15 protein-coding genes are annotated in these 14001 nt (G+C 42.0%); 8 read left to right on the top strand and 7 right to left on the bottom strand.

Annotation, left to right across the window (positions count from 1 at the left end):
* Positions 1-309: 309 nt before the first annotated feature.
* From lysS to argF, 5 genes are all read right to left on the bottom strand, one after another.
* Positions 310-1782 carry a lysine--tRNA ligase gene (lysS, locus tag BUB66_RS10460; protein WP_073258282.1) on the bottom strand — a complete coding sequence of 491 codons (1473 nt, stop codon included), beginning with the start codon at positions 1780-1782 and terminating at the stop codon, positions 310-312.
* 18 nt (positions 1783-1800) lie between these two features.
* Positions 1801-2277 (bottom strand): transcription elongation factor GreA, encoded by a 477-nt coding sequence (gene greA / locus BUB66_RS10465; RefSeq protein WP_073258284.1) that lies wholly within the window; start codon positions 2275-2277, stop codon positions 1801-1803.
* Between the two features lie 315 nt (positions 2278-2592).
* A complete protein-coding gene (gene argH, locus BUB66_RS10470) occupies positions 2593-3906 on the bottom strand; it encodes an argininosuccinate lyase (RefSeq protein ID WP_073258286.1) in 1314 nt (437 codons plus the stop codon).
* 1 nt (position 3907) lies between these two features.
* The gene (locus tag BUB66_RS10475; protein ID WP_073258288.1) at positions 3908-5119 is read right to left on the bottom strand and encodes an argininosuccinate synthase; all 1212 of its coding nucleotides are present in this window, start codon (positions 5117-5119) and stop codon (positions 3908-3910) included.
* 29 nt (positions 5120-5148) lie between these two features.
* Positions 5149-6111, bottom strand: a complete 963-nt coding sequence (gene argF, locus BUB66_RS10480; RefSeq protein ID WP_073258290.1) for an ornithine carbamoyltransferase — start codon at positions 6109-6111, stop codon at positions 5149-5151.
* Positions 6112-6257: 146 nt separating this feature from the next.
* Here argF and BUB66_RS10485 point away from each other — a divergent pair, with 146 nt between their 5' ends.
* Genes BUB66_RS10485 through hisIE form a run of 8 tightly spaced genes read left to right on the top strand, consistent with a single transcriptional unit; the run spans position 6258 to position 12347 of the window.
* Positions 6258-7169, top strand: a complete 912-nt coding sequence (locus BUB66_RS10485) for an ATP phosphoribosyltransferase regulatory subunit (protein WP_073258292.1) — start codon at positions 6258-6260, stop codon at positions 7167-7169.
* Between the two features lie 12 nt (positions 7170-7181).
* Entirely contained in the window at positions 7182-7820 is a 639-nt protein-coding gene (hisG, locus tag BUB66_RS10490) for an ATP phosphoribosyltransferase (protein WP_073258294.1), read from the top strand.
* 1 nt (position 7821) lies between these two features.
* Positions 7822-9120 (top strand): histidinol dehydrogenase, encoded by a 1299-nt coding sequence (gene hisD, locus BUB66_RS10495; protein ID WP_159431532.1) that lies wholly within the window; start codon positions 7822-7824, stop codon positions 9118-9120.
* Complete coding sequence (gene hisB / locus BUB66_RS10500; protein WP_073258296.1) at positions 9102-9677, top strand: imidazoleglycerol-phosphate dehydratase HisB; 576 nt, start codon at positions 9102-9104, stop codon at positions 9675-9677. The genes hisD and hisB overlap by 19 nt, the downstream gene beginning before the upstream one ends.
* A complete protein-coding gene (gene hisH, locus BUB66_RS10505; RefSeq protein ID WP_073258298.1) occupies positions 9678-10304 on the top strand; it encodes an imidazole glycerol phosphate synthase subunit HisH in 627 nt (208 codons plus the stop codon).
* Positions 10282-11010 (top strand): 1-(5-phosphoribosyl)-5-[(5-phosphoribosylamino)methylideneamino]imidazole-4-carboxamide isomerase, encoded by a 729-nt coding sequence (locus tag BUB66_RS10510; protein ID WP_073258300.1) that lies wholly within the window; start codon positions 10282-10284, stop codon positions 11008-11010. Before hisH ends, BUB66_RS10510 begins: the two co-directional genes overlap by 23 nt.
* A complete protein-coding gene (gene hisF, locus BUB66_RS10515; protein ID WP_073258302.1) occupies positions 10979-11743 on the top strand; it encodes an imidazole glycerol phosphate synthase subunit HisF in 765 nt (254 codons plus the stop codon). Before BUB66_RS10510 ends, hisF begins: the two co-directional genes overlap by 32 nt.
* Positions 11730-12347: a bifunctional phosphoribosyl-AMP cyclohydrolase/phosphoribosyl-ATP diphosphatase HisIE gene (gene hisIE / locus BUB66_RS10520; RefSeq protein ID WP_073258304.1), complete on the top strand. Its 618-nt coding sequence runs from the start codon at positions 11730-11732 to the stop codon at positions 12345-12347. Before hisF ends, hisIE begins: the two co-directional genes overlap by 14 nt.
* A 192-nt stretch (positions 12348-12539) precedes the next feature.
* Here hisIE and trxB read toward each other — a convergent pair whose 3' ends face one another.
* Together trxB and rpsI are read right to left on the bottom strand one after the other, a co-directional pair.
* Positions 12540-13460 (bottom strand): thioredoxin-disulfide reductase, encoded by a 921-nt coding sequence (trxB, locus tag BUB66_RS10525; RefSeq protein ID WP_073258306.1) that lies wholly within the window; start codon positions 13458-13460, stop codon positions 12540-12542.
* A gap of 138 nt (positions 13461-13598) precedes the next feature.
* Complete coding sequence (gene rpsI / locus BUB66_RS10530; RefSeq protein WP_073258308.1) at positions 13599-13988, bottom strand: 30S ribosomal protein S9; 390 nt, start codon at positions 13986-13988, stop codon at positions 13599-13601.
* Positions 13989-14001: the final 13 nt, after the last annotated feature.

The following is a 14001-nucleotide window of genomic DNA, read 5'->3' on the forward strand; positions in this document are numbered from 1 at the left end:
AAATCCTAATCCTTTAAAGTAAGCTCCACGCTTACTCTTTTACACACCTTTCGGTCAAAACTCTCAGGCGTGGCACTGTTCAGTTCTCAAGGTTCGCTGCGTCACAATTTATTATTTTATTTGGTCGCTTTGTTTTTGTCAATACCTTCTTTATATATTGTGGATATTTTTAATCAGTTGCTCTCGTGACGTCGCAAAGAGTAATATACCACATAATTAGCTTTCTTTTCAACACTTATTTTTTGTTCATATTCGACAATTTTATGCATTAAAATTGCTTTTTCTGCGTTTATCTCTTTTTTCTTCGATTTAGGACTTGGGTCTCATGGTCGGGAACAGTATTACATCTCTAATGGAATACGAATCCGTAAAAAGCATGACCAATCTATCTATTCCAATCCCAAGTCCGCCGGTGGGAGGCATACCGTATTCGAGAGCCATAATAAAATCCTCGTCGAAGGCATGAGCTTCTTCATCCCCCGCTTCCCTTTCTTTAAGCTGCTCTAAAAACCTTTCCCTCTGGTCGATAGGATCGTTTAGCTCTGAGAAAGCGTTCGCCATCTCCCTTCGGGTTATGAAAAGCTCGAAACGATAGGTGAAGTCGGGGTCGTCTTCTTTTCTCTTCGCTAAGGGCGATATCTCAATCGGATAATCCATTATGAAAGTGGGCTGCACTAGGTGCTCCTCCACCTTTTCTTCGAAAATGGCGTTCAATACCTTGCCTTTTGTGTCTTTATCTCCTACTTCTATTCCTAACTTTTTCGCAACCTTTCTGGCCTCCTCATCGGTTTTTATTTCATCGAAATTCACGCCTGTGTATTTTTTTACGGCTTCTTTCATGGTCATCCTCTGCCAGGGCGGGGTAAGGTCTATTTCTTCTCCTTGGTAAACAACCTTGGTTGTACCTAAAACCTCTTTTGCAATATGTGAGATCATGTCTTCGGTAAGATCCATCATATCGTGATAATCGGCATAAGCTTGATAAAGTTCTATCATCGTAAACTCCGGGTTGTGCTTTATGGATATGCCTTCGTTTCTAAAATCCTTACCTATTTCGTACACCTTTTCAAATCCGCCAACTATGAGCCTTTTCAGATAAAGTTCCGTGGCTATGCGCAGATACAAATCCATGTCGAGTGCATTGTGATGAGTGATAAAAGGCCGTGCCGCCGCACCACCGGCAATGGGCGTGAGCACCGGCGTTTCCACTTCCATAAATCCCCGGGCGTCCAAGTAATCCCGCATAGCTTTTATTATTTTGCTTCTTATTACGAAAGTTTTTCTCACGTCGGGATTGACAATCAGGTCCAAATAACGCTGGCGATACCTGGTATCTACGTCCTTCAAACCGTGCCACTTCTCCGGCAATGGCCTGAGGGACTTGGCTAGCAGCGTTACCTCATCGGCCATTACAGATATTTCTCCTTTTTGTGTTCTGAATATCTTCCCTTTTACGCCAACAATATCTCCTATATCCAGTTTCTTAAAAATTTCAAAATTCCCGTCGCCCACATGATCTTTTTTTATGTAAATTTGTAGGCGACCTTTTTCGTCCTGTATGTCAAAAAAAGCCGCTTTCCCATGGCCGCGTATAGCCATTATTCGGCCGGCGACGGAAGTATCTTTGCCTTCCAACTCTTCAAATCTCTCTTTGATCTCTATGCAATTATGAGTCCGGTCGTATTTTTGGCCATAAGGATTTATACCCATTTTGCGGAGTTCTTCTAATTTCTGTATCCTTGCTTTGATTATTTCGTTGCCTTCAAGCTCCATATTTTCCATTTATTCACCCTCCATTTATTACTTTTTAATCTCCTCTATTTTATACTTTACCAGTCCAGCAGGAACATTTATCTCGATGACGTCTCCCTTCTTCGCCCCTATAAGAGCCTTGCCTACGGGTGATTCGTTGGAAATCTTAAACTCGATGGGATTAGCTTCCGCCGAACTCACAATGGTATATTCTATGACTTCATCAGTCTCTAAATCCCTTACAAGAACTTTCGAACCCAAGGTAACCATATCCGTTGATATGTCGGCATCATCTATAACTTTGGCGTTTCTCAGCTTTTCTTCGAGCATGGCAATCTTACCTTCAATGAAAGCCTGTTCATTTTTGGCATCATCGTATTCGGAATTCTCGCTAAGGTCGCCAAACGCAATAGCTTGCTTTATACGATCGGCAACTTCTTTTCTTTTCACGGACTTCAGGTACTGGAGTTCCTCCTCTAGTTTTTTCAACCCTTCTTGAGTAAGCACTACTTCTTTCTTAGACATGTACTTTCTCCCCTTTGAAAAAATAATATATTTATACTAATCTATGTCAATAACTAGTTTTTAATTTAATTTTTTAGGTTATTTTACACTTTTAAACGCCCTTTTTAGCCTTCCATCATCATACTTTTGTTATTATAATGCAGTGAAAAAAAGCTGTCAAGAATTTTCTATATTTAGTCCGACCCGGTCATTGTAAATCTATATGCAATACCAAAAAATAATAGAACCATAGCGAGAAACCCTATGATGCGATGTTAATTGACCAAAGCCAACATCAAGGAGGGTTCCCGCTATGGTCTGCTTTTGCGCCAACTTTCATATAACCTTTATATTTTTAACATTGTCGAGTTTGTTAGAAAGTTCCAGCACATCATCGCCAAAAAGCCCAGAAAAATTCTTTAATTCGACAAGGCTCAATTCTCTCAACTTCTTATTCTTCTTTATGCAGTAAGACACCATCTTACCCACTATTTCGTGAGCCGACCGAAAGGGAATGCCCTTTTTTACCAGATACTCGGCGTAATAGGTGGCGTCGGCGAAACTGTCTTCGACGGCCTTCATCATATTCTCTCTTTTTATTTTTATGGTCGAAAGAAGCCCAGGGAGTACCTCCAAGCAGGAGATTACCGTATCCACAGTATCAAAAAGCGGCTCTTTGTCTTCCTGCATATCCCTGTTATACGAGAGCGGCAGGCCTTTCATGAGAGTAAGAACAGCCATCAAGTTGCCAAAAACCCTACCCGCCTTCCCCCTTATTAGTTCCAGAACATCGGGATTCTTCTTTTGCGGCATTATGCTGCTTCCCGTGGCAAAACTGTCATCCAACTCTATAAAATCAAACTCAGATGTGTTCCAAAGTATTAGATCTTCAGCGAGCCGTGAAAGGTGCATCATGAGGATAGCCGAACAGGATATGAATTCTATCACGAAGTCCCTGTCGCTTACGGCATCCATGGTATTTTTATATATTTCAGAAAAACCGAGCAACTCCCTAGTATAGTCCCTGTCTATAGGTAAGGTAGTCCCTGCAAGCGCACATGCTCCGAGGGGCATCAAATCCGCCCCTTTCATCGCCGAACAAAAGCGCTCTTTATCTCTCCTGAGCATTTGATAATAAGCGTCGAAGTGCAAAGCTAAGGTAACCGGCTGAGCCCTCTGAAGGTGGGTATAGCCGGGTATAATTACATCTTTGTTTTCCTCCGCCAGTTTCCGCAGTACTTTCATCAATTCATCTATTTTTCCAACTACTTCTGAGATTTTTTGCTTGACGTAAAGGTGCATATCAAGCGCGACCTGGTCGTTCCTACTCCGGGCGGTGTGGAGTTTCCCGGCTACAGGTCCAATTTTTTCAAAAAGCCTTTTTTCTACGTGCATGTGGATGTCTTCATATTCTACTGTAAAGGGAAACCGACCCTGTTCTATTTCCAACTTTATCTCCAAAAGTCCTCTTATAATCTCCGCCGCTTCTTGTTTTGAAATTATCCCAGTTTTAGCCAGCATCCTGGCATGGGCTATGCTCCCCAATATGTCATGCTCGTAAAGCTTTCTGTCAAAATCTATGGATGCTGTGAATCTTTCGACGAGGCCGTCGGTTTCCTTTTCAAACCTACCGGCCCATAGTTTTTTCATTTTAACTCCCTCCATTATCGGCATTTTTTTTGTTTACTTGGGCATAAACTTTTGTAGGTAGTCCCCACAGAGTAATAAAACCGACTGCCGCCTTGTGGTCGAAGAGGTCACCTTCTGCATACGTTGCAAGCTTTATATCGTAGAGAGATTGGGGCGATTTTCTTCCAACCACTGTGGCGTTGCCTTTGTACAATTTTACTTTTACAATGCCGTTTACGACCTCCTGGGTCTCTTCAATAAAGGCGTCCAAGGCCTTTTTTAAGGGTGAAAACCACAACCCGTTATATACTATTTCGGCATATTTTTGCTCGATAATGTATTTAAAATGTAAGACTTCCTTTGGCAGCGTCAAGCTTTCTAGTTGTCTGTGAGCTTCAATAAGTAAGCAAGATGCGGGACACTCGTAAACTTCCCTAGATTTTATGCCCACAAGTCTATCCTCCACATGGTCTATCCTTCCAAAACCATGGCTTCCCGCAATCTCATTCAGTTTAGCCACAAGTTCTACCGGACTCATCTCTTTTCCATCCAACGCGACAGGCATGCCTTTTTCAAAGGTTATTTCCACATATACCGGATCCTTAGGGGCCTTCTCGGGAGAAACCGTCCATTCAAAGGCTTCCTCAGGCGGCTCTATCCAAGGATCTTCCAATACCCCGCACTCTATACTCCTTCCCCAGAGGTTCTGGTCTATGCTGAAAGGATTTTCCTTCCCAACCGGGACGGGAATTCCATTCTTAGCAGCATAATCGATTTCCTCCTCTCGGGACATGTTCCATTCCCTTACCGGGGCTATAACTTTCAGTTCCGGCGAGAGCGCCGCTACCGACAAATCGAATCTCACCTGGTCGTTGCCTTTTCCAGTACAGCCGTGAGCAACTGCAAAAGCCCCCTCCTTTTTTGCAATTTCTACTAGATATTTGGCTATAAGTGGTCTTGATAAGGCTGTACTGATAGGATATACTCCCTCGTATAGGGCATTCGCCTTTAATGCTTTAAAAGCGTAATCTTTTATGAATTCTTCTTTAACATCTGCTACGTAGCACTTTTCAGCACCTATGCGCAATGCCTTTTCCTTTATAAAATCCAAGTCTTTCCCCTCTCCCAAATCTGCACAAAACGCTATTACTTCACAATCATATTTTTCCTTTAACCATTTAATAGCCACAGAGGTGTCAAGACCCCCGGAATAGGCAAGCACTATCTTTTTCATAAAGTATGTCCCCCTTTTTTACTTTTAAATCAAAGCAATAAAGCAAGGATGGCCTTTTCAACGTGCAGGCGGTTTTCAGCCTGATCAAACACTACGGAATTAGGTCCGTCTATGACCTCATCTGTAATTTCTTCGCCCCGATGCGCCGGAAGACAATGCATAACAATTACATCGGGCTTTGCTGCCTCAAGAAGTTCTTTATTTACCTGATATCCCGAAAAAATCTTTTTTCTTTCGATTTCCTCTTTTTCTTGCCCCATGCTGGTCCATACGTCGGTATATATTATATCCGCTTCCAGTGCTGCTTCTTTAGGATCTTCCGTCACTATAATTTGGGAATTATTAGTTTTAGCATGGAAAATCGCATTTTCCAGCAATTCTGGCTTCGGCTGGTATTCTTTGGGAGATGCAATTGCTAGGTTTACACCCATCTTTGCGCAGCCGAAGATCAAAGAATTCGCCATATTATTGGCCCCATCGCCAATAAAGGCAAGTTTTAGTCCCGCAAGAGCGTTCTTTTTTTCCAAAATTGTCAAGAAATCTGCCAACACCTGGCAGGGATGCTCGAAATCAGAAAGGCCGTTTATCACCGGGATATCGGCATATTTTGCGAGGATTTGCACGTCTTCATGAGAATACGCCCTTATTACTATTCCATCCAAGTATCTCGAAAGGACTCTGGCAGTATCCTCCAGCGTTTCTCCCCGTCCCAACTGCAGGTCGTTTTTATTTAAAAACAGAGGATAGCCTCCCAATTGCCACATCGCCACTTCAAACGAAACCCTTGTCCTGGTAGAAGGTTTTTGAAATATCATCCCCAAGGTTTTCCCCTTAAGCGGTTTATAACCTCCACCGTACGTCCCAATCCTCTTTATTAGCCGAGAAAATTTTATTATTTCTGCAATCTCGTTTTTGCTCAAATCATACATACCAAGCAGGTCTTTCCCCTTGAGATGTGCATCCTTCTGAAATTCCAGGACGTCCGCTTTCAACAAGCTCACCCCCTTGATTTATTATTATAATTATACATACTTTCGCATATATATGCAACTAGTTTTTCTATATAAATTTAAAAAACTCCTTGATTTTTTTCTTTTAATTTATTAATATGTTAAAATATAAAAGGAGATGGTCAAATATGAGTTTTAAAGACAAACTGTCATTGCCGGCAGGCTTTTTTGACCTGGAATTTGAAAAAGCATCCGAGAAAAGAAAGCTTGAAAACAATTTCGCCAACATCTTTTCAGCTAGGGGATACAAGGAATTTTCCCCCTCGATCATAGAACACTACGAGCTCTCTGATTTATCTCTCGTGCCAAAAAATAAGATTTTTAAATTTATCGATAAAACCGGAGATATATTAGCCCTCCGGTGGGATTATACCACTTCCCTAGCCCGCTTTTTAAAGATGAACTTTGAGAATATTTCTTTCCCCTTAAAGGTTTACTATTGCGGGAGTGTTTTCCGCTTTTTCGAAGGCTCTATGGGAAGGCCTAGGGAGATCATACAATTCGGAGCAGAAGTTATAGGCGGGAACTTGGATAGCGAAATAGAATTGATTAGCGGTATTTTGGATTTTTTAAGGGAAACTGGTATTAAAGGCCTCAGAATTTCAGTTTCGGAGGCAGAATACTTAAAAAGATTGCCTATGGTTAAAAATCTTCCGGCCGAAAGACTCGATGAAGTCCTCGACGCAATAAAAAGAAGAGATTTTATATCGCTTAAAGAATTAACTTCAACCCTTTTACCGAAAGAGCAGGAGGACTTATTTGAAACTCTCCTCTCCGAAAAAAAAGCTGTCTATTTTGGGAGTGAAATAGCAAAATTCTTAGAAAAGTTAAGAATTACCCTTTCTGACATTCCGGTAGATTTTGATCCATTTCTCGTGCTTGATTTCGATTATTACAATGGTCCAATAATAGAAATCTACGACCAAAATAAAGCTTCCATCGGTAAAGGCGGCCGTTATGGTTTTTTGTCGAAAATGCTAGGAATTGACAAAAATGGATTCGGAGTAGCTTTGAATCTAAATTACATCCTTGGTTTGTAGGAGGAATAAAAAGTGGAATACTTAACCATAGCAGTACCCAAAGGAAACCTTTTAGATGAAAGCCTGAAGCTGCTAGAATACATTGGCTTTAATACAAATCAATTGAGAGACGAAAGCCGAAAGCTCATATTTACGGACACAAAGGCAAAAATTAAAGTTGTCGTGACTAGAAACTTTGACGTTCCCGTATACGTCGAGCACGGGGCTTGCGATCTTGGAATAGTGGGGAAGGATATAATTGATGAGATGAGGCCGGACGTTATGGAACTTCTAGATTTAAAATACGGCCGGTGTTTTCTCTGCCTCGCTGGAAGAGAGAAAAATGACCCTAAATTCTCGAATAATATAAGGGTTGCAACTAAATATCCCAATCTCACTTCTTATTTTCTCTCAAAAGAAGGCATAAGGGCAAGGATTATAAAGTTGCACGGGAACATAGAGCTTGCACCCCTCCTTGGACTTTCTACTTATATTGTGGATTTAGTGGCTACAGGCAGGACATTGAAAGAAAACAATCTTTCCATAATAAAACCCTTTTTTTCGTCATCAGCTCGTTTAATCGCCAATCCTTTCAGTTGGAAGTTAAAAAGGGAATCAATGCTTGAATTTTTTGAAAAGGCCCGTATTTTCGTTGATGAAAGGAGTAGATAAAATGTTTCCAGTACTCACTGAAAGCGAACTTTTTTCCCGGCTCAAAAAAAGAGCGCAAAATTTTGAAAAAGTACGAGATGCCGTAAAGAAAATTAAAGAGATGGTCTTATCTTCAGGAGATGACGGTCTTATCAAGCTTACCTATGAATTAGACGGCGTAAACTTAAACATGAGCACTATCAAGTTCCCTCCAAGAGAGATAGAAGAAAGCGAAAAATTCATATCGCCATCTTTAAAAAAAGCATTGGACCTGGCTTTTGAAAGGATTTTCGATTTTCACGAGAAGATGAAACCTCAAAACAAACTATTCTTCGACAGCTATGGCAACCTTATGGGAAAAATATACAAGCCCATAGACAGCGTAGGAGTCTATATACCTGGCGGTAGTGCCGCTTACCCCTCATCAGTTTTGATGAATATAGTACCGGCTCTGGTAGCCGGAGTCAATAAAATAATTGCCGTAACTCCACCTAAGACTGAACCGATGAACCCCGCAGTTTTATATGCCTTAAAATTATGCAATGTAAAAGAACTTTATACTGTGGGAGGTGCTCAGGCTATTTTTGCCCTCGCTTATGGCACAGAAACCATCCCAAGAGTCGATAAAATAGTGGGACCAGGCAACGTTTATGTGTCAGAGGCAAAGCGCGAAGTATCAGGGGTAGTTGGCATCGACAGCTTTGCTGGCCCTTCAGAAGTTGTGGTAATTGCCGACAGCTCGGCTAATCCCCGATGGGTAGCAGCCGATTTGCTTGCGCAAGCAGAACACGATGAAAATGCCACATCTATCCTTCTTTCTTGCGACGATAGTCTAATTGAGGAAGTAAGAGTTACACTACAATCTTTCCTTGCCACACTTGAAAGCGAAAAGGCCAAGTTATCCCTTTTTAATTGGGGCGGGGCATTAAAGGTAAAAGATATATATGAGGCAATTGAAATTTCGAATCGAATCGCACCGGAGCATCTCGAGCTTATGGTAAAAAGCCCTATGACCTATGTCGAATATATTAAAAATGCTGGAGCAGTTTTCTTAGGGCTTTTTTCGGCCGAGGCTTTGGGGGATTACATCATGGGTCCGAGCCACGTCCTTCCTACCAGCGGTACATCGCGCTTTTCTTCAGGGCTTTCAACGGAAGATTTCATGAAGGAAATGAGTTTAATCTCGGCTACTTCCACAGGCTTTTTGGCCCTTTCTCATCATGCAGGCGAAATTGCAAAAGCAGAGGGATTACCGGCCCATCGTCTTTCGCTCCAAATTAGAAACGGGAGGGAATTTACAGGATGCGAACCGCGGCACTAGAAAGAATAACCGATGAAACTCAAATAAAAATATTTTTGAATTTGGACGGCAGCGGAAATAGCACGGTAAAAACCCCTATTGGTATTTTCAATCATTTTCTTTCTCTTTTTTGTTTTTTCTCAAAAATAGACTTAGAGGTAAATGCTTCTGGAGACATTGATGTTGATGAACACCATCTTATGGAAGATACTGGGATAGTGCTAGGAAAGGCTTTAAAAGCCGCTTTGGGTGAGAAAAGAGGCATTGCCAGATTCGGATGGTCTGCCGTTCCTATGGATGAGGCATTAGTTCTTGTAAGCCTCGACATTTCGGGGAGGGCATATCTTAATTACGAACTTCCTGTTCTCGAATGGGTGGGAAAGGTCAAGGGCGAAAGTTTTAAAGAATTTTTCCTTGGATTTGTGCGGGGAGGCGAACTTACCCTCCACATAAAAGGACTGTCCGGTGCAAACAGCCATCACATCATGGAGTCAACTTTTAAAGGACTCGGAATTTGCCTTAGATCCGCAAAGGCAATAAGCGACGACAGAATACCTTCAACTAAGGGTGTGATTTAAATGATAGCTATTGTAGATTACGGTATGGGAAACCTGATGAGTGTCGAAAAAGCTTTTACCTATTTAGGTTTAAACGCCAAGATAGTTTCCAAAGAAAGCGAAATCAAAAAGGCAAAAGGCGTGGTGCTCCCAGGTGTGGGAAATTTCGGTCAAGCTATAGCCAATATAAAAAGCCGTGGACTCTGGCAAGCCATAAAAGAAGCATTAGCCGAAAAACCTTTCCTAGGTATATGCCTCGGTATGCAGCTTCTCTTTGAAGGAAGCGAAGAAAGTCCCGAATCCCCCGGTTTTTCAATGTTTCCCGGAAAATTTACACTTTTTAAGGGCGATATTAAAGTTCCCCATATCGGATGGAATTCAGTTAGGTTTATAAAAAATTCACCTATCACAAGTGGATTAGATAGCGAGGAATTCTTCTATTTCGTGCATTCTTACAGACTTCCTTTTTTAAGTGCTTATGCGCCCTTTACATTAGGGGTTTCTGAATATCATGAGGTGTTTATAGCAGCAGTGGAATACAAAAACGTCTTTGGTTTTCAATTCCACCCAGAAAAAAGCGGCAAAAAAGGGCTCAAGGTTTTAGAAAACTTCGGGAGGATTGTATATGGAAATATTTGCGGCTATTGACATAATGGGAGAAAAGGCCGTCAGGCTGTACAAAGGTGATAAGAGTAAAGTTAAAGTATACGGGGACGCGGCGGAGTTTGCAGCTAAATGGCAGGATATGGGAATAAAATATCTCCACTTGGTGGACCTAGACGGAGCTTTTGAAGGCTTTCCAAAAAACATCGATACAATCCTAGAAATCAGAAAAATATTCAAAGGATTTATCCAGGTAGGCGGTGGAATTAGGAGCGTAGAATCGGCAAAAATACTAAATGACATTGGCGTTGACAGAGTTATAGTGGGAACAAAAGCCCTTACATCTGTTGACTTTCTTATTAAACTAAAAGAAATGCTAGCCGATAAGCTTTTTATTGCCCTTGACTTTAAGGGTAACGAGCTTGCGATAAAGGGCTGGGAAAGTTCGCTCCCTTTTGAAAAGGCAAGAGATGTTCTGGAAAGCATCAGACCTTCGGGTTTTGTCGTGACCGACACCAACCTAGACGGAACTTTATCAGGCCTTCAAAAGGCAAGAATAGAAACATTAATTTCCAATCTTTGGGGCAAGATAATCTATTCCGGAGGCATAAAGGACGCGAATGACGTAAAAGTCTTGCTTTCTATCCCCCGCATTTCCGGCGTGATAATAGGAAAAGCCTTGTATGAAGGAACTTTGAGTATAAAAGAGGTGCTTTCTTATGCTTACCAAAAGGATAATCCCGTGTCTTGACGTCAAGGACAACCGGGTGGTAAAAGGAGTCGAATTTTTATCGCTGAGGGATGCCGGCGACCCTGTGGAACTTGCGGCATTCTACGACGAAACTGGGGCCGATGAGATCGTCTTTCTTGACATTACCGCTTCTTTTCAAAAAAGAAAGACAGTAGTCGAACTCTGCAGAAGGACCGCACAGAAAGTCTTCATTCCTTTTACGATCGGCGGCGGAATCTCCGATATCGAGGATATAAAGGTTATTTTAAGGGCAGGGGCAGATAAAGTTTCGATTAATTCCGCCGCTGTAAGAGATAAAAGCTTGATCAAAAAAGGAGCTTTGACTTTCGGCAGCCAATGCATAGTAGTTGCTATAGACGCAAAATTCAACGGAAATTTTTATGAAGTTTACATCGACGGTGGGAAAACCCCTACAGGAATGGATGCAGTATCCTGGGCAAAGGAAGTCGAATCTTTAGGTGCTGGGGAAATTCTTCTCACCAGTATGGACAGAGACGGTACTAAGAGAGGTTATGACCTCGAACTTTTAAGACTCATAACCAGAAGCGTTAATATACCAGTAATAGCTTCTGGAGGTGCCGGTTGCCTTGAACACCTTTACGAAGCCTTGGCTTTCGGTGGAGCAGATGCGGTCCTTGCCGCCTCCATTTTCCACTACGGCTTTTACACAATTAGAGAAGCGAAAAAGTATTTAGACGAAAAGGGGGTGCCGGTTCGCCTTGTTGAAATTTGACGATTTAAAAAAAGACTTATCAGGACTTGTTCCTGTTATAGTCCAGGATGAGGCGACTTATGAAGTGCTCATGTTGGGCTATCAAAACGAAGAAGCATTTAATAAAACACTTGCTACCGGCCTCGTACATTTTTATAGCAGAGAGCGCAAAAAACTTTGGCTAAAAGGTGAAACTTCAGGGAATTATCTGAGAGTAAAGGCCATGTATACTGACTGCGATGCGGACGCCTTGTTGATACTGGCCCAACCACAGGGCCCGACGTGCCATACCGGCAAAAAAAGCTGCTTTTTCAATAAGATTATGGAATCCGGTTTCCCCAAGGGCGGTTTTCTTTATTATCTAGAAGACCTCTTAAGGCAAAGAAAAAAAGTTAATAAAGAAGGTTCCTATACTTCAAAGCTCTTTTTAGAAGGAAAGGACAGGATTTTAAAAAAAGTGGCCGAGGAAGCGGGCGAATTCATAATCGCATCCAAAAATAAAGACAGGCGGGAAATTGCTTACGAAGGAGCCGATTTAGTTTTTCATTTAATGATGGCTCTGGTTGAGGAAGACATGGGGTTAGTCGACATAATAGATGAACTGATATCTCGGCGCAAGGGTTAAAAGAAAGGATTATGGTTTTTAGCCATAATCCTTCTTATTTGCCTTTATAAGGTTTATTGTTCGATGTCTTTTAAAACACCTCAACCAATATATTACTATTATCTTTTGGAAATCCTAGACAGTCCTATTAGCATGCTTATATATCTTATTAGTCTTCTCTTATGAGCATTTTATTTTCACTACTAAGTTAATTTACCTCATCTGGTGCTCTTCCAAATATTTTTCCGCTGAAACTGCCGCCACCGCTCCGTCGGCTACTGCAGTCACGACTTGACGCAGGGATTTTTCCCTTATGTCCCCGGCTGCAAAAAGCCCTGGCACTCCGGTTGCCATGTTTTCATCGGTGATTATGTATCCCTTTTCGTTGAGCTTGACCATATCTTTTACAATGGCTGTATTGGGGTCCCAACCTATGGCAACAAATACGCCGTCCACCGGAATCGATGAAGTCTCCCCGGTTTTTAAGTTTTTAACCACAACCTCCTGCACAGCATCGGCACCCTTTATTTCCTCCACCACCGAATCCCAGATAAATTTAATTTTTTCATTTTTAAAAGCCCTTTCCTGCAAGATTTTTGTGGCCCTAAGCTCGTTTCTGCGGTGCACTACTATTACGCTGCTGGCAAAGTGGGTGAGAAAAAGAGCCTCTTCGATAGCAGTGTCGCCACCGCCTACGACCATTACGGTCCTGTCCGTATAGAAGGCTCCATCGCAGGTCGCGCAGTATGATACCCCTCTGCCAGTAAACTCCTTTTCGCCTTTTACGCCAAGCCTCCTTGCCTGGGCTCCCATTGCAAGTATAACAGTCTTAGCTTCTACGATCTCATTTTTAAGGTGCAATAAAAACTTTTCGTTTTGTTTTTCAATTTTTTCTACTTCGCCGTTTAAAAATTGGGCGCCGAATCTTTCTGCCTGCTTTTTCATGGCCTCAGTGAGCTCCGCTCCACCTATACCTTCAGTAAATCCGGGGTAATTTTCGATAATGTCAGTAATCGCAGCCTGGCCACCCGGATACATCTTTTCGATAATCACAGTGGAAAGCCTGGCCCTGGCACCGTAGATGGCAGCCGAAAGTCCGGCAGGACCTGCACCTATTATAGCAAGGTCAAACATATTGGTCCCTCCTAAAAAACGCTTTTAATTTGAACCTGATTTAATTCTATATTTTTATTGGATTTTTGTCCAGTTATAGTCTGTCGAAATTTGCAAAGAATTATCAAGTCAAAAAAAAAAGAAGGACAATGTCCTTCCTTACCTCTTGGAAAACTGCGGTGCACGCCGTGCTTTCTTGAGGCCGTACTTTTTCCTTTCAACCATTCGCGGATCGCGGGTAAGTAATCCTTCTTTTTTCAACATCGGTCTGTAGGCTTCATCAACTTGCACTAATGCCCTAGCGATTCCGTGTCTCACCGCACCCGCCTGCCCCGAGATGCCTCCACCTTTTACATTTGCAATTATGTCAAACTTGCCTAAAGTATTGGTGACTGCCAGAGGCCTTAAAACGTCGTTCCTTAGCGTCTCAAGCGGAAAATAATCTTCAAACTCCCTCTTGTTTATTAGTATCTTGCCTGTCCCAGAAGTCAACCAAACTTTGGCAACAGAAGTTTTTCTCCTGCCAGTAGTCAGTATAGCTTCTTTCATGCCCAACCTCCTT

This window comes from Caldanaerovirga acetigignens, assembly GCF_900142995.1.
Lineage (GTDB): Bacteria > Bacillota > Thermosediminibacteria > Thermosediminibacterales > Thermosediminibacteraceae > Fervidicola > Fervidicola acetigignens.

Coding starts and splice junctions, on each gene's coding strand:
- greA (WP_073258284.1), bottom strand. CDS start 2,277: ATGTCTAAGAAAGAAGTAGTGCTTACTCAAGAAGGGTTGAAAAAACTA.
- hisF (WP_073258302.1), top strand. CDS start 10,979: ATGCTTACCAAAAGGATAATCCCGTGTCTTGACGTCAAGGACAACCGG.
- hisD (WP_159431532.1), top strand. CDS start 7,822: ATGTTTCCAGTACTCACTGAAAGCGAACTTTTTTCCCGGCTCAAAAAA.
- hisH (WP_073258298.1), top strand. CDS start 9,678: ATGATAGCTATTGTAGATTACGGTATGGGAAACCTGATGAGTGTCGAA.
- lysS (WP_073258282.1), bottom strand. CDS start 1,782: ATGGAAAATATGGAGCTTGAAGGCAACGAAATAATCAAAGCAAGGATA.
- trxB (WP_073258306.1), bottom strand. CDS start 13,460: ATGTTTGACCTTGCTATAATAGGTGCAGGTCCTGCCGGACTTTCGGCT.
- hisB (WP_073258296.1), top strand. CDS start 9,102: ATGCGAACCGCGGCACTAGAAAGAATAACCGATGAAACTCAAATAAAA.
- argH (WP_073258286.1), bottom strand. CDS start 3,906: ATGAAAAAACTATGGGCCGGTAGGTTTGAAAAGGAAACCGACGGCCTC.
- BUB66_RS10510 (WP_073258300.1), top strand. CDS start 10,282: ATGGAAATATTTGCGGCTATTGACATAATGGGAGAAAAGGCCGTCAGG.
- BUB66_RS10475 (WP_073258288.1), bottom strand. CDS start 5,119: ATGAAAAAGATAGTGCTTGCCTATTCCGGGGGTCTTGACACCTCTGTG.
- BUB66_RS10485 (WP_073258292.1), top strand. CDS start 6,258: ATGAGTTTTAAAGACAAACTGTCATTGCCGGCAGGCTTTTTTGACCTG.
- rpsI (WP_073258308.1), bottom strand. CDS start 13,988: ATGAAAGAAGCTATACTGACTACTGGCAGGAGAAAAACTTCTGTTGCC.